Origin of the sequence: Flavobacterium sp. M31R6 (assembly GCF_013284035.1) — a bacterium.
Classification (GTDB): Bacteria; Bacteroidota; Bacteroidia; order Flavobacteriales; family Flavobacteriaceae; genus Flavobacterium.
Genome location: NZ_CP054141.1, coordinates 878,031 through 899,358 on the forward strand (window position 1 = coordinate 878,031; position 21,328 = coordinate 899,358).

Sequence of the window (21,328 nt, forward strand, 5' to 3'; positions counted from 1 at the left end):
TTTATTTTATTTTTTAAATGTCAAATGGAATAGACTTTTTTTAATTGTTTTTAAGTTTAAAAGCCTATTTCATAGTATATAATTATTGAGCTAGAAATAAAAATGAAACAATGGCACACATGCCTAAAACAAAAGCAAATAGGTATAGTCCAACACTTCCATTCTGCAATTTTTTACCTTGGTAACTAAGTTCACTAGTTACTTTGCCTAGTCCAAAAACTAGGGAAGAAATTCCTGTTTCCACATAGTCTCTAAAGAATTTTGACAAACTGTTTACAGGAGCTACAAATAATGAATCATATATTTCATCAACATAGTATTTGTTGTAAAGTACTTTTGATAATCCAGTAATTTCAGCATCCTCACTCGGAATGGTATTCTGTTTGATGTATTTAGCATAAGCAATCCCAATTCCAACTAATCCACCAACAACGGCAATTGCCATTAGCATATATTCAGTTGTTCCCAATCCATGCTCTTCTGATGTTGCTTTCGCAAAAAGTGGAGCTAAATATTCATTCAACCAACTATTCCCAGGTAAACTAATCACACCTCCAATAGTAGCCAAAATTGCCAATACAATCAAAGGGAATGTTATTAAAGCAGGACTTTCATGTAAATGGTGTTTTTGTTCTTCAGTTCCTCTAAAATCATTGAAGAAAGTCAGGAACATTAATCGGAACATATAGAAAGCAGTCATTATAGAAGCAACAGAAGCAATAACCCAAAGTGGGATGTTATGATGGAATGCTGTCATCAAGATTTCATCCTTAGAAAAGAAACCTGAAAATAAAGGAACTCCCGAAATCGCTAAAGATGATATAAGCATTGTCCAAAAAGTAATTGGCATGGCGCTTTTCAATCCACCCATCTTACGCATATCCTGTTCTCCATGTAATCCGTGAATTACAGATCCAGATCCAAGGAATAAACAAGCTTTGAAGAAAGCGTGAGTGATTACGTGAAATATGGCTACTTCATAAGCACCGAAACCTAATGCCAAAAACATTAATCCCAATTGGGAAACGGTAGAGTAGGCGAGTACTTTTTTAATGTCATTTTGAACCAGACCAATAGTTGCGGCAACCAATGAAGTTACTCCTCCTATTACGGCAATTATAGTTTGTACTTCTGGTGTTAAGTCAAATAAGAAATGCATTCTTGATACCATAAAAATACCTGCAGTAACCATTGTTGCAGCATGTATCAATGCCGAAACAGGTGTAGGGCCTGCCATCGCATCAGGTAACCAAGTATATAAAGGAATTTGTGCCGATTTACCACAAGCTCCAATAAACAATGCCAAAGCAGCAATGCTTAACCAAAGTGTATCAACATTTGAAGCTCCAGCGATAGCTGTTTTCAAAGTGGCAAAATCTAATGTAGAGAATAAACTACCTAAGATAAATATACCGATTAGCAATCCTAAATCCCCAATACGGTTCATGATAAAAGCTTTTTTCGCAGCATCGTTGTAATCTTGGTTTTTATACCAAAATCCAATTAATAAGTAAGAACAAAGTCCAACTCCTTCCCAACCAATGAACATCACCAATAAGTTGCTTCCAACTACTAGGGTAATCATAAAGAAGATAAAGAGATTCAAATACGCAAAGAAAGAATGCATTTTCTCATCATCATGCATATAGCTGATGGAGTATAAATGAATCAACGAACCAATTCCAGTTACAAACAATAACCATAAAACAGATAATTGATCCAGTAAAAAACCAAAACTAACATTGAAGTTACTAATCTGAATCCAATCAAATAATTGAATTGTTATAGCTTGTTTCGTTTGATTGATTTGTAGAAAAAAGGAAACCGTAACAATAAACGAAACCACTACCGAAAGTGTCCCGATGATTCCTGAAACAGATTTTCCTAAACTTTTTCCAAAGAAAACATTAATTAAAAACCCTAAAAAAGGAGTTAATAGTAAGACTAAAGCTAAATTGGTATCCATTGCCATTTATCCTTTTAAGTTTTTTAAATTATCGATGCTAATTGATCCAATATTTCTAAATATCGAAACTAATATGGCCAGTCCTACTGCAACTTCCGCCGCCGCTACCGCCATGGAGAAAAATACGAATACTTGTCCTTGTGCATCTTGGTGGTAAGTTGAGAAAGCCACAAATAATAAGTTAACGGCGTTCAACATGATTTCAATGGACATAAACACAATGATCGCATTTCGTCTGTATAAAACCCCAAAAATCCCAATACAAAAAAGTGTTACACACAGGAAGATATAGTTCTCTATACCAATTTGAGTTAAAATATTGTTCATTATTTTTCTAATTTTTCTTTTTTAGACAATAATACAGATCCAATCATTGCTACCAATAATAGAATAGAAGCAAATTCAAAAGGCACCATATATTCATTCAATAATGCTTTTCCAAGAACTTTTATCGATTGGTAATCCTCACCCGTATAATCATATTCAACAATAGGTTTAGAGTTGATAAATATTTTTATCAAAACCAAACAAACCAAACAAAAGGAAACAATAGCACCTAACCTTGTGAATCTCGGTTTATGAACTTCGTCGGCTTCATTAAGATTCATTAACATTATGGTAAACAGCAATAAAATCATAATCGCTCCAGAATAGACAATAATGTGAACAATAGCCAAGAATTGAGCGTTCAATAATAAATAATGGCCTGCTATAGAGAAAAAACAAATCACTAAGTAAATAGCACTATGTATTGGATTTCTACTAAAAATAGTTAAAAATGCTGTTAGCAATGTGATTGCAGACAATACGCAAAATAGAATAAGTACCGTTGACATTAGTTAGCGTTTTTAAGTTGAGTATTTTTCAAAGCCATTTCTAGTGGCATAACCAATTTGTCTTTTCCAAAAATGAAAGATTCCCTGTCATAACTAGCAGGAACCAATTCTTTGGAGATAGTCAAGTAAATAGCATCTTTTGGACAAGCTTCTTCACAAAGTCCACAAAAAATACATCTCAACATATTGATTTCATAGATTTCAGCATATTTTTCTTCTCTGTACAAATGCATTTCATCAGCTTTACGCTCACCTGCTTTCATTGTAATAGCTTCAGCAGGACAAGACAAAGCGCATAATCCGCACGCAGTACAATTTTCTCTACCTTGTTCATCGCGTTTCAACATATGCTGTCCACGATATACAGGACTCATCTCACGAACTTGTTCAGGATATTGAATCGTTGCTTTTTTTCTGAATAAATGCTTCAGTGTAATGATCAAACCTTTTACAATCGCAATCAGATACATGCGTTCCAAAAAAGTCATCTCCTTGTTGGAGACCATTTTTTTTCTTCCTGATAAGGATATAGTTTCTATTGACATTTTATATTTTTTATTTGTAGCTAATCCTGCTATCCGTTGCAATCTTTTATGTTTTAAAGAGAAACATAAAAGGATTTCCACTTCTATCAGGGCTAGTCCCCGTTAACATCGTGTCTTGGTTCTATTAAAATCCGAAATAAACAGCTATTTCACTTCTCAAAAGCACAACTCCTGTAATCATAATATTGATAATAGCAAGTGGAATCAAAATTCTCCATCCCAAATGCATCAATTGGTCATATCTAAATCTTGGTATTGTCCAACGAACCCACATGATAAAGAAAATAAAACCACATAATTTAATGAACAGCGCAGCCATTCCTAATACGTTGCCAATATTTACTCCCCAGTTTTCCAATACCCATCCCATGCCAGGATAATTATATCCACCAAAAAACAAAACAGCCAAAATAGTGGATGAAACAAACATATTTGCATATTCAGCAAATAAGTAGAATCCCATTTTCATAGAGGAATATTCTGTGTGGTACCCACCAATTAATTCCGATTCACATTCCGCCAAATCAAAAGGAGTTCTGTTTAATTCCGCAAAAGAACAAATCAAGAAAATTAAAAAAGTAAGCGGCTGATACAATACATTCCAATGCCATTCCGATTGCTGTAATGAAATTTCTTTTAGGCTCAAAGTTCCTGTCATCATAATCAAAGCGATTATGGACAATCCCATAGCTACTTCATAAGAAACCATTTGCGAAGCAGCTCTAATAGCACTCATCAAAGAGAATTTGTTGTTAGAAGCCCATCCACCAATCATAATTCCATAAACTCCCAGAGAAACAACTCCAAAAACATACAATATGGCAACGTTTACATCAGTTGCCTGCAATAAAATATCTCTTCCGAATAAGTGTAATTTGTCTCCCCATGGAATAACGGCACTTGTCATCAAGGCTGTAGCCATCGCGATACCTGGTCCTACAAAAAATAAAAATTTATTAGGTGTGTTTGGTTCAAATTCTTCCTTCGAGAACAATTTCAAACCATCGGCAAGTGGTTGGAATAATCCCAATGGTCCAGCTCTGTTTGGCCCAATTCTGTCTTGCAACCAAGCAGCTACTTTACGTTCTGCCCATGTAGAATACATGGCCATTAGCATGGTAAGAGCAAAAACCACTACAATAACAACACTCTTTTCTATAATAAATGTACTTTCCATTTCTTAAGATTTTTGAGTGTTAGTGTCCAAAGGATTGGCGGCCATACTTATTTTTTTTCTGTCTTGATCTCTACCCAAAAGAATATTTTTCTCAGTAGCAATTTCTACTTTTTCTAATTTTTGAGTGTAGTTATTTTGATTGATAACCGAATCTTTTTCAAATTCACGTGGTCCTTCAATTACCCAGTCAGAAACTTCTTTTTTGTCAAAACGACAAGTGTTACAAATGAATTCTTCTACTTCATGAAACTCATCTTTGCGACCTGTAACACGTTGGATTTCGTTTCCAAACATCCAAACCGTTGTTTTTCCACAACATCCTGGTGTTGTACATTCTCTATGTGCGTTATAAGGCTTGTTAAACCAAACTCTTGATTTGAATCTAAAAGTTTTATCAGTCAAAGCACCAACTGGACAAACATCAATCATATTTCCAGAGAACTCATTAGTTATCGCTTTTGAAATACAAGTGGAGATATTAGCATGATCACCGCGATCCATTACTCCATGCACTCTATCGTCAGTCAATTGATCGGCTACTTGAACACATCTTTGACATAAAATACAACGATTCATGTGCAATTGAATGTTCGGACCGATGTCTTCAGGTTCAAAAGTTCTTTTTTCTTCAATAAAACGGGATGCTGATTTTCCGTGTTCGAAGCTTAAATTTTGCAAATCACATTCTCCAGCTTGATCACAAATTGGGCAATCTAATGGGTGATTGATTAACAAAAATTCTGTTACTGATTTTCTGGCTTCCTGAACTCTTGGAGATGCTTTACTGGCGATTTCCATTCCGTCTTGACAGCCTGTTACACAAGATGCCATCAATTTTGGCATAGGTCTTGGGTCAGCGTCACTACCTTTGGTTACATCCACTAAGCAACAACGGCATTTTCCACCGCTCCCTTTTAGTTTAGAATAATAGCACATCGCTGGCGGAACAACATCTCCACCAATCATACGCGCAGCCTGCAAGATCGTTGTTCCTGCTTCTACTTCAATTTCTTGACCGTCTATGGTTACTTTCATTATTATTTTTGTTTGAAAGTTTCAGGTTTAAAGTTTCAAGTTGCTAGAACTTTAAACTTTAAACTTTAAACATTTTTAAACTGTTTCTTTGCTTACTAAATGCTTCACTTTTTCAAAAGGTTCTGCAACAAAATGGTCTCTCTTTTTTATTTTTTCTGGAAAACGAATATGGTATTCAAATTCATCTCTAAAGTGACGAATCGCCGCGGCTACAGGCCAAGCTGCTGCGTCACCAAGTGGACAGATTGTGTTTCCTTCTATTTTGCTTTGAATACTCAATAACAAGTCAATATCTTCTTCGCGTCCGTGTCCGTTTTCAATTCTATGCAATACTTTTTCCATCCAACCTGTACCTTCTCTACATGGAGTACATTGTCCACAACTTTCGTGGTGGTAAAAACGAGAGAAATTCCAAGTATTACGAACAATACAAGAGGTGTCGTTGTAAACGATAAATCCTCCTGAACCCAACATTGATCCAGTGGCAAAACCACCATCACTTAAGGATTCGTAAGACATCAAACGATCTTCGCCTGCTGCAGTTTTATAAATTAAATGTGCCGGTAAAACAGGAACAGAACTTCCTCCAGGCACAAAAGCTTTCAATGGACGGTCAGAACTCATTCCACCAAGATATTCATCAGAGTTCATGAATTCATAAACACTTAATCCCAATTCAATTTCATAAACACCAGGGTTTTTGATATGCCCTGAAGCAGAGATTAATTTGGTTCCAGTAGATCTACCGATACCAATTTTGGCATAATCCGCACCTGAATTATTTACAATCCACGGCACAGCTGCGATAGTCTCTACGTTATTTACTACGGTTGGATTAGCCCAAAGCCCAGAAACGGCAGGGAATGGCGGTTTGATACGAGGGTTTCCTCTTTTTCCTTCCAACGATTCAATCAAAGCAGTTTCTTCACCACAGATATAAGCTCCGGCACCACAATGAACATGTAATTCTAAATCAAATCCAGAACCTAATATATTTTTTCCTAAAAAACCAGCTGCTTTTGCTTCAGCAATGGCTCTTTCCAATATTTTGAAAACCCACATATATTCTCCGCGAATGTAGATATAGGAAAGGTTGGCACCCAAAGCATAACTTGAAGTAATCATTCCTTCAATCAATAAGTGAGGAATAAATTCCATCAAATAACGATCTTTGAATGTCCCTGGCTCAGACTCATCGGCGTTGCAAACCAAATGTCTTGGTTTTCCTGATTTTTTATCAATAAAACTCCATTTCATTCCGGCAGGGAAACCAGCACCACCACGACCGCGTAATCCTGAAGTTTTTACTTCTTCTACTACTTCGTCAGGAGTTAAGGTTTTTAAAGCTTTTTCTACCGAAGCATAACCACCATTTTGACGGTAAACTTCATAGGTTTTAATCCCAGGAATATTGATTTTATCTAATAATATTTTTTGTGACATCTTATTTATCGTGTAATATTATTTTATCGTCTTTACAATCGGCAATTAGTTGGTCGATTTTTGCTGCCGTCAAATGTTCTTTGTAAAAATCTCCCAATTGCATCATCGGAGCATAACCACAAGCACCTAAACATTCAACGCCTCTTACTTCAAAAAGACCGTCAGCTGTAGGTTCTCCCACTTGAACGCCTAATTTTTCACAAGTATAATCCATTAAATCCTCAACACCGTTTAAGCAACAAGGCGAAGTTTGGCAAAACTCAAACATGTATTTGCCAATTGGTCTTTGATTATACATGGTGTAAAAAGTAACCACTTCATACACTTCGATAGGTTTGATTTGTAGAATTTCGGCAACTTTATCTTGCAATTCAATACTCAACCAATTGTCGTGAGCGTCTTGAACTTCGTGTAAAACGGGAAGTAAAGCTGATTTTCTTTTGTCTTCAGGATAATGACTGATTAATTCATTGATGCGGGACATCAATGCTTCTGTCATGTTTATTTCTTGTTTGTAATGTGTGTGTACCATAATTTATGCGTCTAATTCTCCAGCAATAACATTTAAACTTGATAAAATAACAATGGCATCAGATAACATTGAACCTTTAATCATGTCTGGATAGGCTTGATAATAAATAAAACAAGGTCTTCTGAAGTGTAATCTATAAGGAGTTCTGCTTCCGTCTGTAACCAAATAAAAGCCTATTTCTCCATTTCCACCTTCAACAGGATGGTAAATTTCGGCAACTGGAACAGGAACTTCGCCCATCACAATTTTGAAATGGTATATCAAAGATTCCATACTTGTGTAAACATCTTCTTTTGGAGGAAGGTAATATTCAGGAACATCAGCGTGGTATTCATTTCCTTCCGGCATTTTATCCAATGCTTGACGGATAATGCTTAAACTTTCCCAAACTTCAGCATTTCGAACGCAAAAACGATCATATGTATCTCCCGATTTTCCTACTGGAACGATGAAATCAAAATCTTCGTATGAACTGTATGGTTGTGCAACACGTACATCGTAATCAATTCCGGCTGCACGTAAATTTGGACCTGTAAATCCATAAGCCATTGCTTTTTCTGCAGTTATGGCACCTACATTTACAGTACGGTCTATAAAAATTCTGTTTCTTTCGAACAAGTTTTCGAATTCTTTCCATGCGACTGGAAAATCTCTTAGAAAATCGTCTAGTTTTCTAAAGGCTTCTGGTGACCAATCTCTTTCGAATCCACCGATTCTTCCCATGTTGGTAGTAAGACGCGCTCCACAAATTTCTTCGTAGATTTCGTATACTTTTTCTCTGAATTGGAATACATAAAGGAAACCTGTATAAGCTCCAGTGTCCACACCCAGAATTGAATTACAGATCAAGTGGTCTGTAATACGAGCCAACTCCATTACAATAACTCTTAAATAATCAACTCTTTTAGGAACTTTAATGTCCAGAAGTTTTTCAAGGGTCATCCACCATCCCATATTGTTGATAGGTGATGAACAATAGTTCATTCTGTCAGTAAGTGGGGTGATTTGGTAAAAAGGACGATTTTCGGCAATTTTTTCAAAAGCTCTGTGGATGTAACCAATGGTTGGTTCTGCATCAAGAATTTTTTCACCATCCATCAACAAGATATTTTGAAAAATACCGTGCGTAGCAGGATGTGTAGGACCTAAATTCAGAATAGAAAGCTCGCTTCCGTCTTCATTGTGTCTCTCTTTGATTATTTTAGCATAGCGATGCTTTGGTGGTAATAATAGTTCTGACATTTATCTAATGTGAAAAATTATATTTATTTTTTTAGCTCTTGGTTGATTGTTGTTCTTCCAAAATACCTATCGTCTTTGTCGGTTCTTCCGCTGTCTTCCATCGGGAATTCTTTACGCATTGGGAAAGAAATCATCTCGTCCATGTTTAAAATGCGTTTTAATTGTGGATGTCCAATAAAATTGATTCCGAAGAAATCATAAGTTTCTCTTTCCATCCAATTGGCGCACAAAAAGATATTTGAAATACTTTTAATTTCCGGATTTGATCCATTTATGAATGCTTTAATTCGGATGCGTTTGTTTTCATACCAATTATGCAAATGATAAACTACAGCGAACTGTTTGTTTTCTTCATTGTCAGGGTAATGTACCGCACATAAATCAGTCAAAAAGTGAAAACGCAAAGTAGGATCATTTTTTAAATAAAGAATTACAGCAGTTATAATGTCTGAATCCGCTTCAAATGCAAAAATGTCTCTATCTTGATTGAATCCTAAAACCTTTGAACCAAAAGTTTCTACTAATTTATCTTGAATTTCTGTTGTTTCTAAAGCCATTTTACTTATTGAATATTATAAGATGCCAATAATTCTTGGTACTCTGGTGAACTTCTTCTTCTTACAGATTCGCTTTTTACTAAGTCTTGTAACCTCATAACCCCATCTACAATTTGTTCTGGACGAGGAGGGCAACCAGGAACGTACACGTCTACTGGAATTACCTTGTCAATTCCTTGTAATACAGAATAAGTATCAAAAATTCCTCCTGAACAAGCACAAGCTCCAACAGCAATAACCCATCTAGGTTCTGCCATTTGTTCGTACACTTGACGTAAAATCGGAGCCATTTTTTTTGAAATTGTTCCCATTACCAATAACATGTCGGCTTGACGAGGTGAGAAACTCACTCTTTCAGAACCAAAACGGGCCAAATCATAATGCGAAGCCATTGTTGCCATAAATTCGATTCCGCAACATGAGGTTGCAAAAGGTAAAGGCCAAAGCGAATTGGCACGAGCTAATCCTACGACATCATTCAGTTTTGTAGCAAAGAATCCTTCACCAACAACACCTTCCGGAGGGGCTACCATATTTATTTTTGAATCGCTCATTTTATTTTTTTTTATTTTGAATGTTGAATTTTAAAATTTGAATGTTTCAATTAATTTATAATTCAAGATTTATAATTTAAAATATTTTATTCCCACTCTAAAGCTTTCTTCTTGATGATATAGAAAAAACCAACCAAAAGAAGCATCATAAAGATAATCATTTTTAGCATTCCTTCAATTCCTAACTCTTTGAAGTTCACCGCCCAAGGATATAAAAATATCACCTCGACATCAAAAAGAACAAATAAAATAGCAACTAAGAAATATTTTACCGAAAAGGGAATTCTAGCATTTCCTACAGATTCGATACCACATTCGAAGTTTTTGTCTTTATTTTCCGATGATCTTTTTGGCCCAAGCTTGCCTGAAATTATGATGATAGCTATGACAAATCCTACAGCCAAAACAAGCTGCATGAAGACAGGGATATAGTTTAATTGTTCAGATTGCATAATTGTCAAATTTTGCTTTAAATTAAGCCACAAAGATAGCTTTAGTGTATTTAAAACACAAGTTTTGCAACGAATTTAGTGAGGACATTAACTTAATATAATCCTAATTTTTAATGATTATAAATAAAGACAATGCCTGCTGTTTTTTGGGATAGGCGAAAAAAAAAACGTTCCGAAACTAATCGGAACGTTTTTTAGACGCTTTTTGCAAAAAATATGTAACTATTTTTATGCTTAAAGAACTGCAACTTTAGCAGCAACTTTACCTTTTCTTCCTTCTTCCTCTTCATAGCTTACTCTGTCACCTTCGCGTAATTCTTCCGCGTTGATTCCTGATGCATGAACAAAAATGTCTTTTCCTGTTTCTTCGTCTGTAATGAATCCGTAACCTTTAGATTCATTGAAAAATTTAACTGTACCTGTACGCATTGTAATAGTAATAATAATTTATAATGAGGCAAATGTAATCTTTAATCTAATACGAAAATCATTCTCGCAATAATTTTTTTCTAAAATTATTGATATTCAACCTTTTCGCCTAATTTGTTAAATTTAATTTAATATGTAATTCCTTTAATTGTGATTCATCAATAACTGACGGAGCGTCAATCATTACGTCTCTTCCCGAGTTGTTTTTTGGGAATGCAATAAAATCACGAATAGTCTCTTGTCCACCTAAAATAGCGACTAGACGGTCCAATCCAAAAGCTAAACCACCGTGAGGAGGTGCTCCAAATTGGAAAGCATCCATTAGGAAGCCAAATTGTGCTTTTGCTTCTTCTTCTGTAAAGCCTAAATATTTAAACATTAATTGTTGTGTCGCTTTGTCGTGAATACGAATTGAACCTCCTCCAATTTCATTTCCGTTCAAAACCATGTCATAAGCATTGGCACGAACTTTTCCAGGATCTGTTTCCAATAAGTGCATATCTTCCGGTTTCGGAGAAGTAAATGGATGGTGCATTGCGTGGTAGCGACCGCTTTCTTCATCAAATTCCAATAATGGGAAATCTACAACCCAAAGAGGTGCAAATTCGGCTGGATTTCTTAATCCCAAACGAGTTGCTAATTCCATACGTAAGGCACTTAATTGTGCTCTTGTCTTGTCTGCTGGTCCAGAAAGCACAAAAATCATATCACCAGGTTTTGCTCCTGTTGTTTTTGCCCAATTAGTCAAGTCTTCCTGATCGTAGAATTTATCTACAGATGATTTGAAAGTTCCATCATCGTTACATTTTGCATAAACCATTCCGCTGGCGCCTACTTGTGGACGTTTTACCCAGTCAATCAAGGCGTCAATTTCTTTACGGGTATAATTTCCAGCTCCAGGAACTGCTATTCCCACAACCAATTCGGCTGCATTGAAAACTGGGAAATCTTTATGTTGTGCAAATTCGTTCAATTCACCAAATTCCATTCCGAAACGAATGTCCGGTTTGTCATTTCCGTATGTTTTCATGGCATAATCGTAAGTGATTCTTGGGAATTTGTCTACTTCGATACCTTTTATTTCTTTTAGCAAATGACGGGTCAAACCTTCAAATACATTTAAAATGTCTTCTTGCTCCACAAAAGCCATTTCGCAGTCAATTTGTGTAAACTCTGGTTGTCTGTCTGCACGTAAATCCTCGTCACGGAAACATTTCACGATTTGGAAATATTTATCCATTCCACCTACCATCAATAATTGTTTGAAAGTTTGTGGAGATTGTGGCAACGCATAGAATTGTCCTTCATTCATACGGGATGGAACAACAAAATCTCTAGCTCCTTCTGGAGTAGATTTGATTAAATAAGGAGTTTCCACTTCACAGAAATCAAGATCCGAAAGATATTTACGCACTTCCATTGCCACTTTGTGACGGAAAAGCAAACTGTTTTTTACCGGATTTCTTCGAATGTCCAGGTAACGGTATTTCATTCGGATGTCTTCACCACCGTCAGTTTCATCTTCAATGGTAAACGGAGGAGTTAAAGCGGCATTTAAAATATTCAGTTCAGTTACTAAAATTTCAATTTCACCTGTAGGAATGTTTTTGTTTTTGGCTTCACGCTCAATAACAGTTCCTTTTACTTGAATCACGTATTCACGACCCAGTGTTTTGGCAGCTTCAAAAACTTCTTTTATAGAACGACTTTCGTCAAAAATCAATTGTGTAATTCCATAACGGTCGCGTAAATCTACCCAATTCATAAATCCTTTATCTCTAGATTTTTGAACCCAACCGGCAAGTGTAACTTCTGTATTGATATGTGAGGCGTTTAATTCGCCACAATTATGACTTCTGTACATGATATAAATTTTAGACTGCAAAAGTAAACACAAAATTCAAATTAAAATAGTAAAGTGATAATCTGAGGGGTTTTAATTTTAAAGTTTTTGTTAATTATTAAATTTCACTACTCTTATTTCTTTAGATTTGATAACTAAAAACAAACTTTAAAGTATATGAAGAAAATTTTTGTCAGTAGCCTATTGCTTTTTGGCGCTTTGAATGTTATCGGTCAAGCCAAAGATCAAATTAAATTTACAGCTAAAATTGCAAATAGAAATAGTGACACTTTAGTCATTCAGGGAAAAGATTTTAAACAAGTTATTCCGATTAACAAAAAGGAAATCTTTGTGGCTTCTTTTGATGCTCCAAAAGGATTTTATGTGTTTTCTGATGGGGTTGAATCTTCGAGATTATATTTAAAACCAAATTCAGACATTACTCTAACAATGAATGCCAAGGAATTTGATGAAACTATTGTTTATAAAGGTAAAGGTGTAAACGAAAGTAATTTTCTGGCACAACAGGCTTTAAGGAATGAAAAACTTGAAGAGGCTTTTGCTAAAGAGCCTGCGGAATTTGCTGTGTTATTTGAGTCTAAGAAAAAAGCAGATATTGAAAGTTTGGAGAAAGGATCTTTCGATCCGGAATTTATAACTGCTATGAAAAGTAATTTTGTACGTTTTAATGAATTTGCTTCACAAGAAAATGAAAGAGTACTTAAAGCAAATAAAATGGTTGGGAATTCTTCTCCTGAATTTGATTATGAAAATCATAAAGGAGGAAAAACCAAACTTTCTGATTTAAAAGGTAAATATGTTTACATAGATCTTTGGGCAATATGGTGCGGACCTTGTAGAGCTGAAATACCTTTTCTTCAAAAAATTGAAGAGAAATACCACGGAAAGAATATCGAGTTTGTGAGTATTTCGATTGACAAAGCAAAAGATATTGAAAAATGGAAAAAATTTGTTGCTGATAAAAATTTAGGAGGAGTTCAATTATTTGCAGATAAGGATTGGGAATCTGAATTTGTAAAAAGTTATGGTGTAAACGGAATCCCGAGATTTATATTAATTGATCCAAACGGAAATATTTTAAATCCAGATGCTGATAGACCTTCATCTGCAGAATTACAGACACAATTAGATACTTTATTGAAATAATTCCCCCATAAGTATAATGTTGGGTTTAATTTTAAATATCTTCTAAAATACCAGAAAAACCAATGCTTGAGCGTTGGTTTTTTTGTTTTATGAAATTTTCCAATGTTAAGCTTTCGTCTGTGTTACTAAATTGTTACCAAAATGTTTTTTTAATGTAAATTTTGTTTCTAATTTTGGTATATAAGATGTAAACAATTAAAAACTAACGATATGAAAAAGCTTGTAATTTTAGTAGCGGTATTATTCTCAGGGGTTATTTTTGCACAAGATGCGAAACCCGTTTTAGAGCCATTCGGCAAAAAAATCAAAGCCACCTATTTTTATGAAAATGGGCAAGTGCAACAAGAAGGCTACTTTGAAAATGGTAAATTAGAAGGAATCTGGGTTTCCTATAATGAATCCGGAGATAAAACTTCCTCAGGAGAATATGTTGCTGGTGTAAAAACAGGCAAATGGTTTTTCTGGTCTCAAATAGATGGAAAAAATAGTCTTAGCGAAGTAGATTTCTCCAACAACAAAGTTGAAAAAGTTAAAAATTGGAGACAAGATGCTTTTGCAACTTCAAACGAGTAGCAATACATAGTTAATTTAAGAAAAGGAGAAAGTCATTATTGATTTTCTCCTTTTTTTATTGCTCTTTTGTGTGTTATAACTTTGTTAAGTTCGAACTCGTTTTATTGTATTTATTGTACCTTTATTATAGGAATTCAACATATGGTTTAGAGTGAAATAGAGAATCAGTTAGTTTTAAATATCTATTTGTCAGAGCTCTAAATTATAAAGTTTGCGTTTGCCAAGAAATCGGCTTTTATGGGTTACTGTATTAGCCGATTTTGACTGTTCTAGTGCTTTTTAAAGTTTATTGATCCTAAAAAGCAATTGTGTGTATCGCCCCTTTCTGCATAAAACTCTTTATTCCTTTTGCTTATTTCAAAGGGAACTTGAAAGAGATTTTATATAATTATTTTATTCTAATTTTTTAATCTGATTAGTATGCCAAAGTATGTTATTGAAAGGGAAATTCCAAACGCAGGGAATTTAACACCAGCACAATTAAAAGAGATATCAAATACGTCTTGTGATGTCTTAAGAAAAATGGGGCCAGAAATACAGTGGAAACACAGTTATGTGACTGATGACAAAATTTATTGTGTTTACATTGCTCCAAACGCAGAAATGATTAAGGAACATGCCGATAAGGGTGGGTTTCCAGCCAATAAAATAAGTCTTGTTTCGGAAATTATCGACCCGGTTACTGCGGAGTAGCAAGTTATGGCTTATTTTGGAAAAGGAGAAATTCGTTCGATTTTCTCCTTTTTTGTGTTTTTAGCCAAGGTAATCCTAAGTAAAAATTCAACCGCAGATTCGCAGATTTTATAATTAGAAGTTCTGCTTTTAAAGAAAATAATCTGCGAATCTGCGGTAAAACCAACTCATCCGTTTGCCCTTAGTTTGTAACCAATTGATTGTACTCAAAAACCCCATCCCATATCTCGTCTATTCTAATGAGTGCCTTGTCCAAAGGAATAACTGACCATTTGCCATTGGTTTCAGAACCAAGTCCGGTGTTTTTTAATTTAAATAAAGCATCTTTAACATCAAAGTCAAGGTCTGTATTGTGTTTTGTTTTAAACCAAGATTCAATTTGGTGATCGAGTTCTTCTTCTGTTATCGGAGTTTCGCTTCTGTTCAAAAAGGAGTAGGCCAAGATAGTTTCCTTAAGCACTTCTTCTTCCGAAGAGTTTAATAAAGAATAAAACGCACCGCTATTATTTCCTATATTTTTGAAATAAAGACTATCCGAAAGCATTTTCGAATACTTTATCTTCTTGTTCACAAAGTTGTTGTATTGACGGAATAAGTACGCACCCAATATTCCAAGTGCGATCAAACCTTGATTTAGCGACGTTTTACTGTTTAGCAAATCTATTGTTTCACCAGATTCAACGGCCGATTGCATTTTAATCAGTGCCGGAATTACTTTGGCACTCAATAAAGAAATTCCACCCACAAGACCCGGAACCCACAATAATAGCTTGTCGGTTGTGGACATCATCGGAACTGCATTCGGGAATATCGTTTCAACATCGTTTTTGGGAACTCGTTTGAAGATTTTCAAGACGATGGTGCCAGGATCAATCGGCATTTTGTTCGAACGGTTTTTCTTTTCCTTATAATAATCGGCCTCGTGGTAATTAAGGTAAATCATCACGCGATCATAATATTCGATCTCTATTTCCTTCTTCCAAAAAAAGTATTTGGAAACCTTTTCTTTTGCTTTATGCTGACCTCTAACATACAATCCGTATTCTTTATAATCGGCAATGTTAATGTCCAATTTCAAACCAATCAAATCCGAATCTTGAAAAGCCTTATCCAGAGTTTCCTGATCCACTCGGCTATAATTGCCTCGGTCCAAAACTTTAAGCAGCGTCTCTTTGAAAAGCGAAATGTCACTTTTGCCAACAAATGCCTCGCGTTCTTTTGGATTTATGTCCGGATCAAACAAGGCATAATTTTGTTTCAAATTACGGATTAGGTTAAAAGCTTCATAGTGGAAATAATGCTCAATGATATCAAACAGCTTTTTGAAATCCTCAGCCTGCTTTTCATCACCTGCGTATTCCGCCAGTTGTTCTTCGAGTAAGAATTCCTTATCAAATGGGATATAGTGTTCTAGTTGCATATTGAATTCAGGGCTTTAATGGGACTTTTTTAAGTCCGGCAAAGGTAAAACACAAAAGCCGAAATCTTTAATTTTTCAATATCAATTCTTCCACTGTTTCAATAATCATCTGAATGAGGAGCGAAACAATAGGCTTTATCGGGAGGCATCGTTCCTGCTGTCCGCTATATCTCGTCCCGTCAAAAAAAGACGGGACGGGATGCCTCTTCCATCAGGGCTAAAGGGCTGGCAAAGGTGATTTTTTGGAAAAACTGGGAGGATAGAAATTTGCGCCATCGGGGTTTTGGTAGCTTGCCTACCAAAACCATAGGTGAGCCTATCTAAAGCTATGGCTTGCCTAAACAATCCAATAGGCACACCTATCAAAATCAAAGGTGACACTTATAAAATCGATAGGCACGCCTATTAAAAAGACAGGTGTGCCTATCAAAAATGATGGTGACGCCTACAAAATCGAGAGGTATGCCCTAATATTATTATGGTGCTCGATTCTCAAAACACAGTGAAGGGACATAGGGAGACTTTTATCACGTTTATGATTTTTTAAGAGCTTAAAAAAACGCAAAGTCAAGAGACTTTGCGGCGTGGGCTATTTATATATGAATCTTCAAAGTTGGATGCTCAATTGGGTTTCAATATCCATTCTTTCATGTAAAATCCTGATGACCTCGATTTCATTAGATTCTATTTTCTTAAAAAAGACTAAATGAGATTTTACTTTTGAACATCTATAATTTTTTCTGACATTCCCAAAATCACGTGCCATTTCAAAATTATCAACTATATATTCGATTTCGTCAAAAAGCAAATTATAGTAGCGGTCTGCTTGCTCAATAGACCAGTTTTCAGCGATGTAAATCCAAATTTTGTTAATGTCGTCAAGAGCTTTCTCGCTTATTATATATCTTGGCATCTATGTTCTGAAATTTGCTTTAAGTTGCTCAAGATTTTTTTTGCGGTCAAAATTTTTAATCTTAGCACTTTTTTCACCAATTTTAAGTTCGTTGATTAAAGATTTTGTTTTGTTCTCTTCTTGCTCAAAAACTCTCAAAGCAGTTCTTACAACCTCACTTACAGAACTATATTTTCCAGAGGAAATTTGCTCATTTATAAAATTTTCAAAATGATCGCCTAATAATATAGAAGTATTTCGTGCCATAATCTTTTTTATCAAAGATACCAAGTATTGGTATTTTAGCAATGTGTTTTTACATTTTTTTTTTACATCATATCTTTTAATCGGACTCATTCCATTCCTACAAAAAAATAAAAAACCACCCAAAATCAAATTTCAGGTGGTTTTTTATAAAGATTTCAAAGTCTATATTTCGATAGGTTCAGCTTTTCTTCGATCTCTCAACCAATATTTCATTCTTTTCACCAAATAGAACATTACGGGTACCATTACCAAAGTTAATACCGTGGCGTAGGTCAGTCCAAAGATGATCGTCCAGGCCAAAGGTCCCCAGAAAATCACGTTGTCTCCTCCCATAAAAATGTGCGGATTCAAGTCGGTTATTAAGGAGAAGAAGTCAAAATTTAGTCCGATGGCCAGCGGGATCAATCCCAATACAGCCGTCAAGGCGGTTAGCAATACAGGACGCAACCTTGATTTACCGGATTCGATGATTACTTCCTTGATTTCTTCTATAGTAAGGTCGTCGTGGCTTTCCAAATGGTTATCGGCTACTTTTTTGTCCAATAATAAAACAAAGAAATCCATTAATACGATTCCGTTCTTCACCACAATACCCGCGAGAGAAATGATTCCCATCATCGTCATCAGGATCACGAAATCCATATTAGCAATCACGTAACCGTAAAATACTCCACTGAAACTCAGCAATACCGTAAAGAGGATAACCATAGTTTTGGAAACCGAATTAAACTGTAACACGATGATGATGGTGATTCCGGACAAAGCCAAAAACAGTGCATAGAACAGGAAGCTTTGGTTTTTACCTTGCTCTTCCTGTACTCCCGAAAAGGAATAGGTAACAGTTTTTGGTAAGTGATAGCCTTTTAAATCAGCTGCAATTTGCTTGGTAATTTCATCGGCATTGTAACCAGTCAAAACATTGGAATAAACCGTCATAATACGTTTTTGGTTTTTTCTTTTGATTTGGTTGTACGTGGTTGTTTTCTCTGTTTCCGAAACGGCAGAAATAGGTACTTGCATCATTTGTCCGTTGGTTTGGTTTCGGAACGTCAAGGACTGATTGAACAATATGTTTTCGTTCTTGCGTTGGTCATCCTGCATACGCATAGTGATGTTGTAATCATCATCGCCTTCTTTATATGTCGAGATTTCCTGCCCATATACGGAACGACGCAAATTGAATCCCAATTGCCCTGTCGAAACTCCTAAACTTCCTGCGCTTACACGGTCCACTTTTACCTCAAGTTCCGGACTTTCTTTATTGACATCAATACTCAAACGCTCAATTCCGGGTATGTTTTTAGAATTGATAAAAGTGATCATCTTGTCAGCTTCTTTCAACATTTCGTCATAATCAATTCCTGTCAACTGAATACTGATTGGATAACCGGCTGGTGGTCCATTGGCATCTTTTTCGACTGTTACGGTAGCTCCAGCAATTCCTTTTACTTTACCTCTAATTTCTTCTAGGATATCGGCGGTGTTGATTCCTCTTCTGAATTTGAACTCAGAAAAATTCACCGTTACTTTCCCTTTGAAAGGAGTTTCGGAGGCCGATCCCGCATCCACATTTGGATTTCCAGCACCAACACCCACTTGGGACACGATTGATTCGGCCAAGTAGTTTTTGTTTGTTTTTGGATCTACATATTTGCTCAAAATAGAAATCACCTGTTTCTCCACAAATAGCGTAGCCTTATTGGTTTTAGTAATATCGGTTCCTTGCGGGTATTCGATATAGGCGATTACCTGATTCGGGATGTTATCTGGGAAGAACAATACTTTTCTAGGGAATATCCCCAAAAGCACGAAAGAGAAAAATAACATTCCGATAATTCCCAGTAGGGCAATCCAAGCTCTTTTTTTGGTTAAAATTTTGGCCAAAAATGTTTTGTACTTATCTTCCATTCTCGGGAAAAAGCTGTGTTGGAAATCTTGCGTCCATTGGTACAATTTTAATTTGTATAACCACATAAATACAAAAGACAGTATCGCTAAATGCCCAATTGCTCTTGCCAATTTAGAATCATAAATATTCCCCAGAAGAACAAAAATAACTGCTATAATCGTAAAAATGATCGAGTATATTTTTGCAGATTTTTTAGTTACATTTTTGTCTTCAATTTCCATCGAGCCACCCGTCATAGCCGCATTGACAACCATCGCAACAAACAGCGAAGCTGATAATGTTACGGTTAATGTCATTGGGAAATACTTCATAAATTTACCCATTGTTCCCGGCCACAAAGCAAAAGGCAAGAATGCCATTAAAGTCGTTGCGGTCGAAGCGATAACTGGCCAGGCGATTTCACCAATACCTATTTTGGAAGCCTGAACACGAGGCATTCCCTTTTTCATATTGGCAAATACGTTGTCAACCACCACGATACCGTCATCCACCAACATTCCCAGTCCCATAACCAAGCCGAAAAGTACCATAGTATTCAAGGTCAGTCCAAATGCCGAAAGAATACTAAACGCCATTAACATCGATAATGGAATGGCAGCTCCGACAAACAAAGAGTTTCTAAGCCCCATTGTAAACATCAATACGATCATTACCAACACAATCCCGAAGATGATGTGATTGGATAATTCGTCAACCTGGTGCTCAACACGTGAAGATTGATCGTTTGTCAATTCAATTTTTAAGTTGGATGGCAAATAGGATGCTTGGGCTTCTTTAATTTTTTCTTTAACCTGTTCAATAGCCGAAATCATATTTTGATTCGAACGTTTCTTCACGTTCAACATCACCACTTCGGATCCTTTCTCACGGGCATAAGTCGTTTTTTCTTTTTCTTTGAACTTAACAACTGCAATATCTTTCAGGTAAACTGTTCCTCCATTGTGTTTTACAATGATGTTTTCCAGTTCTTTCGGATCTTTGATTTCACCCACAATTCTAATGTTGTTTCTAGATCCTTGAGAAATTAAATTCCCTCCCGAAAGTGTCATATTCTCGTATTTCACTGCATTTTGAATGTCGTCAAAAGAAACTTGTGCAGCTGTCATTTTAAAAATGTCAACGGCAATTTCCACTTCTTTATCATCAACACCCAGAATGTCTACTTTTTTTACTTCAGGAATTTCTTCAATATCATCTTGAAGCAACTCTCCATATTTTTTAAGTTGTTGGGTGGTGTAGTTTCCTTGTAAATTGATGTTCAGAATTGGCACTTCCTCCGAAATGTTCAATTCAAATACGCTTGGTTCTACTTTACTTCCATTGTCAAGATTTGGCCAGTCGGTATCTGCTTTTACGATATCTACTTTGTCCTTAATTTTGGTTTTGGCATCCAAGATGGTAACCTTATCTTCAAATTCAACGATAATCATTCCGTAATCTTGGAAAGAGCTAGACGTAATTTTATCTACTCCACTAATGTTCTTGATTTCCTTTTCAAGAGGTTTGATGATTAATTTCTCTACATCCTCAGCTGAGTTTCCTGGGAAAACAGATGAGATGTAAACTTTATTTTCTATAATTTCCGGAAAATCCTCTCGAGGCATCGTAACATAGGCAATAACTCCAGTGATTACAATCAATAAAGTCAAGATATATACTGTAACGCGATTTTCGACAGCCCAACTTGATATTCCGAATTCTTTACTTTGATGGCTCATTTGATTTGAGATTTTAGATTAACGATTTTAGATTTTTGATGTATGTTTCGTAATCAATATGATATAAGATTTGCTAAT

The 21,328-nt window shown here is 35.6% G+C and carries 21 protein-coding genes; 3 read left to right on the plus strand and 18 right to left on the minus strand.

The genetic code is table 11. From position 1 onward, the window contains the following. Positions 1-82: 82 nt before the first annotated feature. The 14 genes from nuoL to aspS all read right to left on the minus strand — a co-directional run bounded on the left by nuoL (position 83) and on the right by aspS (position 12,632). On the minus strand, positions 83-1,966 hold the full coding sequence (gene nuoL, locus HQN62_RS03460; protein WP_173503339.1) for an NADH-quinone oxidoreductase subunit L: 1,884 nt from the start codon (positions 1,964-1,966) through the stop codon (positions 83-85). A 6-nt stretch (positions 1,967-1,972) separates the two neighbouring features. Next, a complete protein-coding gene (gene nuoK / locus HQN62_RS03465) occupies positions 1,973-2,293 on the minus strand; it encodes an NADH-quinone oxidoreductase subunit NuoK (protein WP_077377981.1) in 321 nt (106 codons plus the stop codon). Then, a complete protein-coding gene (locus tag HQN62_RS03470) occupies positions 2,293-2,802 on the minus strand; it encodes an NADH-quinone oxidoreductase subunit J family protein (RefSeq protein WP_116796387.1) in 510 nt (169 codons plus the stop codon). Before HQN62_RS03470 ends, nuoK begins: the two co-directional genes overlap by 1 nt. Beyond that, a complete protein-coding gene (locus tag HQN62_RS03475; protein ID WP_173503340.1) occupies positions 2,802-3,347 on the minus strand; it encodes a NuoI/complex I 23 kDa subunit family protein in 546 nt (181 codons plus the stop codon). Before HQN62_RS03475 ends, HQN62_RS03470 begins: the two co-directional genes overlap by 1 nt. 124 nt (positions 3,348-3,471) lie before the next feature. Further along, positions 3,472-4,524: an NADH-quinone oxidoreductase subunit NuoH gene (gene nuoH, locus HQN62_RS03480; protein WP_173503341.1), complete on the minus strand. Its 1,053-nt coding sequence runs from the start codon at positions 4,522-4,524 to the stop codon at positions 3,472-3,474. A 3-nt stretch (positions 4,525-4,527) separates the two neighbouring features. Then, complete coding sequence (locus HQN62_RS03485; RefSeq protein WP_116796384.1) at positions 4,528-5,559, minus strand: NADH-quinone oxidoreductase subunit G; 1,032 nt, start codon at positions 5,557-5,559, stop codon at positions 4,528-4,530. 75 nt (positions 5,560-5,634) lie between these two features. Further along, the gene (gene nuoF, locus HQN62_RS03490) at positions 5,635-7,002 is read right to left on the minus strand and encodes an NADH-quinone oxidoreductase subunit NuoF (RefSeq protein WP_173503342.1); all 1,368 of its coding nucleotides are present in this window, start codon (positions 7,000-7,002) and stop codon (positions 5,635-5,637) included. Position 7,003: 1 nt separating this feature from the next. Further along, on the minus strand, positions 7,004-7,534 hold the full coding sequence (locus HQN62_RS03495) for a complex I 24 kDa subunit family protein (RefSeq protein ID WP_173503343.1): 531 nt from the start codon (positions 7,532-7,534) through the stop codon (positions 7,004-7,006). 3 nt (positions 7,535-7,537) lie between these two features. Then, the gene (locus HQN62_RS03500; protein WP_173503344.1) at positions 7,538-8,776 is read right to left on the minus strand and encodes an NADH-quinone oxidoreductase subunit D; all 1,239 of its coding nucleotides are present in this window, start codon (positions 8,774-8,776) and stop codon (positions 7,538-7,540) included. A 23-nt stretch (positions 8,777-8,799) separates the two neighbouring features. Then, on the minus strand, positions 8,800-9,333 hold the full coding sequence (locus tag HQN62_RS03505; RefSeq protein ID WP_116796380.1) for an NADH-quinone oxidoreductase subunit C: 534 nt from the start codon (positions 9,331-9,333) through the stop codon (positions 8,800-8,802). 5 nt (positions 9,334-9,338) lie between these two features. After that, positions 9,339-9,887, minus strand: coding sequence for an NADH-quinone oxidoreductase subunit B (locus HQN62_RS03510; protein ID WP_116796379.1), 549 nt, complete (start codon positions 9,885-9,887; stop codon positions 9,339-9,341). Between the two features lie 86 nt (positions 9,888-9,973). Continuing rightward, entirely contained in the window at positions 9,974-10,339 is a 366-nt protein-coding gene (locus tag HQN62_RS03515; protein WP_116796378.1) for an NADH-quinone oxidoreductase subunit A, read from the minus strand. A 234-nt stretch (positions 10,340-10,573) separates the two neighbouring features. Next, positions 10,574-10,768, minus strand: a complete 195-nt coding sequence (locus HQN62_RS03520) for a cold-shock protein (protein WP_077378011.1) — start codon at positions 10,766-10,768, stop codon at positions 10,574-10,576. Between the two features lie 109 nt (positions 10,769-10,877). Next, entirely contained in the window at positions 10,878-12,632 is a 1,755-nt protein-coding gene (gene aspS, locus HQN62_RS03525; RefSeq protein ID WP_116796377.1) for an aspartate--tRNA ligase, read from the minus strand. 156 nt (positions 12,633-12,788) lie between these two features. Between aspS and HQN62_RS03530 the strand changes: the two genes are divergently transcribed. The 3 genes from HQN62_RS03530 to HQN62_RS03540 all read left to right on the plus strand — a co-directional run bounded on the left by HQN62_RS03530 (position 12,789) and on the right by HQN62_RS03540 (position 15,044). Continuing rightward, the gene (locus HQN62_RS03530; RefSeq protein WP_173503345.1) at positions 12,789-13,778 is read left to right on the plus strand and encodes a TlpA family protein disulfide reductase; all 990 of its coding nucleotides are present in this window, start codon (positions 12,789-12,791) and stop codon (positions 13,776-13,778) included. Between the two features lie 210 nt (positions 13,779-13,988). Continuing rightward, complete coding sequence (locus tag HQN62_RS03535) at positions 13,989-14,351, plus strand: toxin-antitoxin system YwqK family antitoxin (RefSeq protein ID WP_116796375.1); 363 nt, start codon at positions 13,989-13,991, stop codon at positions 14,349-14,351. A gap of 420 nt (positions 14,352-14,771) precedes the next feature. Next, complete coding sequence (locus HQN62_RS03540; RefSeq protein ID WP_173503346.1) at positions 14,772-15,044, plus strand: DUF4242 domain-containing protein; 273 nt, start codon at positions 14,772-14,774, stop codon at positions 15,042-15,044. Positions 15,045-15,225: 181 nt separating this feature from the next. On the opposite strand, the gene HQN62_RS03545 is transcribed toward HQN62_RS03540, so the two are convergent. The 4 genes from HQN62_RS03545 to HQN62_RS03560 all read right to left on the minus strand — a co-directional run bounded on the left by HQN62_RS03545 (position 15,226) and on the right by HQN62_RS03560 (position 21,250). Further along, positions 15,226-16,464, minus strand: coding sequence for a TMEM143 family protein (locus tag HQN62_RS03545; protein WP_173503347.1), 1,239 nt, complete (start codon positions 16,462-16,464; stop codon positions 15,226-15,228). A gap of 607 nt (positions 16,465-17,071) precedes the next feature. After that, complete coding sequence (locus HQN62_RS03550) at positions 17,072-17,377, minus strand: type II toxin-antitoxin system RelE/ParE family toxin (protein WP_173503348.1); 306 nt, start codon at positions 17,375-17,377, stop codon at positions 17,072-17,074. After that, positions 17,378-17,623, minus strand: coding sequence for a type II toxin-antitoxin system ParD family antitoxin (locus HQN62_RS03555; protein ID WP_173503349.1), 246 nt, complete (start codon positions 17,621-17,623; stop codon positions 17,378-17,380). A 162-nt stretch (positions 17,624-17,785) separates the two neighbouring features. Further along, entirely contained in the window at positions 17,786-21,250 is a 3,465-nt protein-coding gene (locus tag HQN62_RS03560; protein ID WP_173503350.1) for an efflux RND transporter permease subunit, read from the minus strand. Positions 21,251-21,328 lie beyond the last annotated feature (78 nt).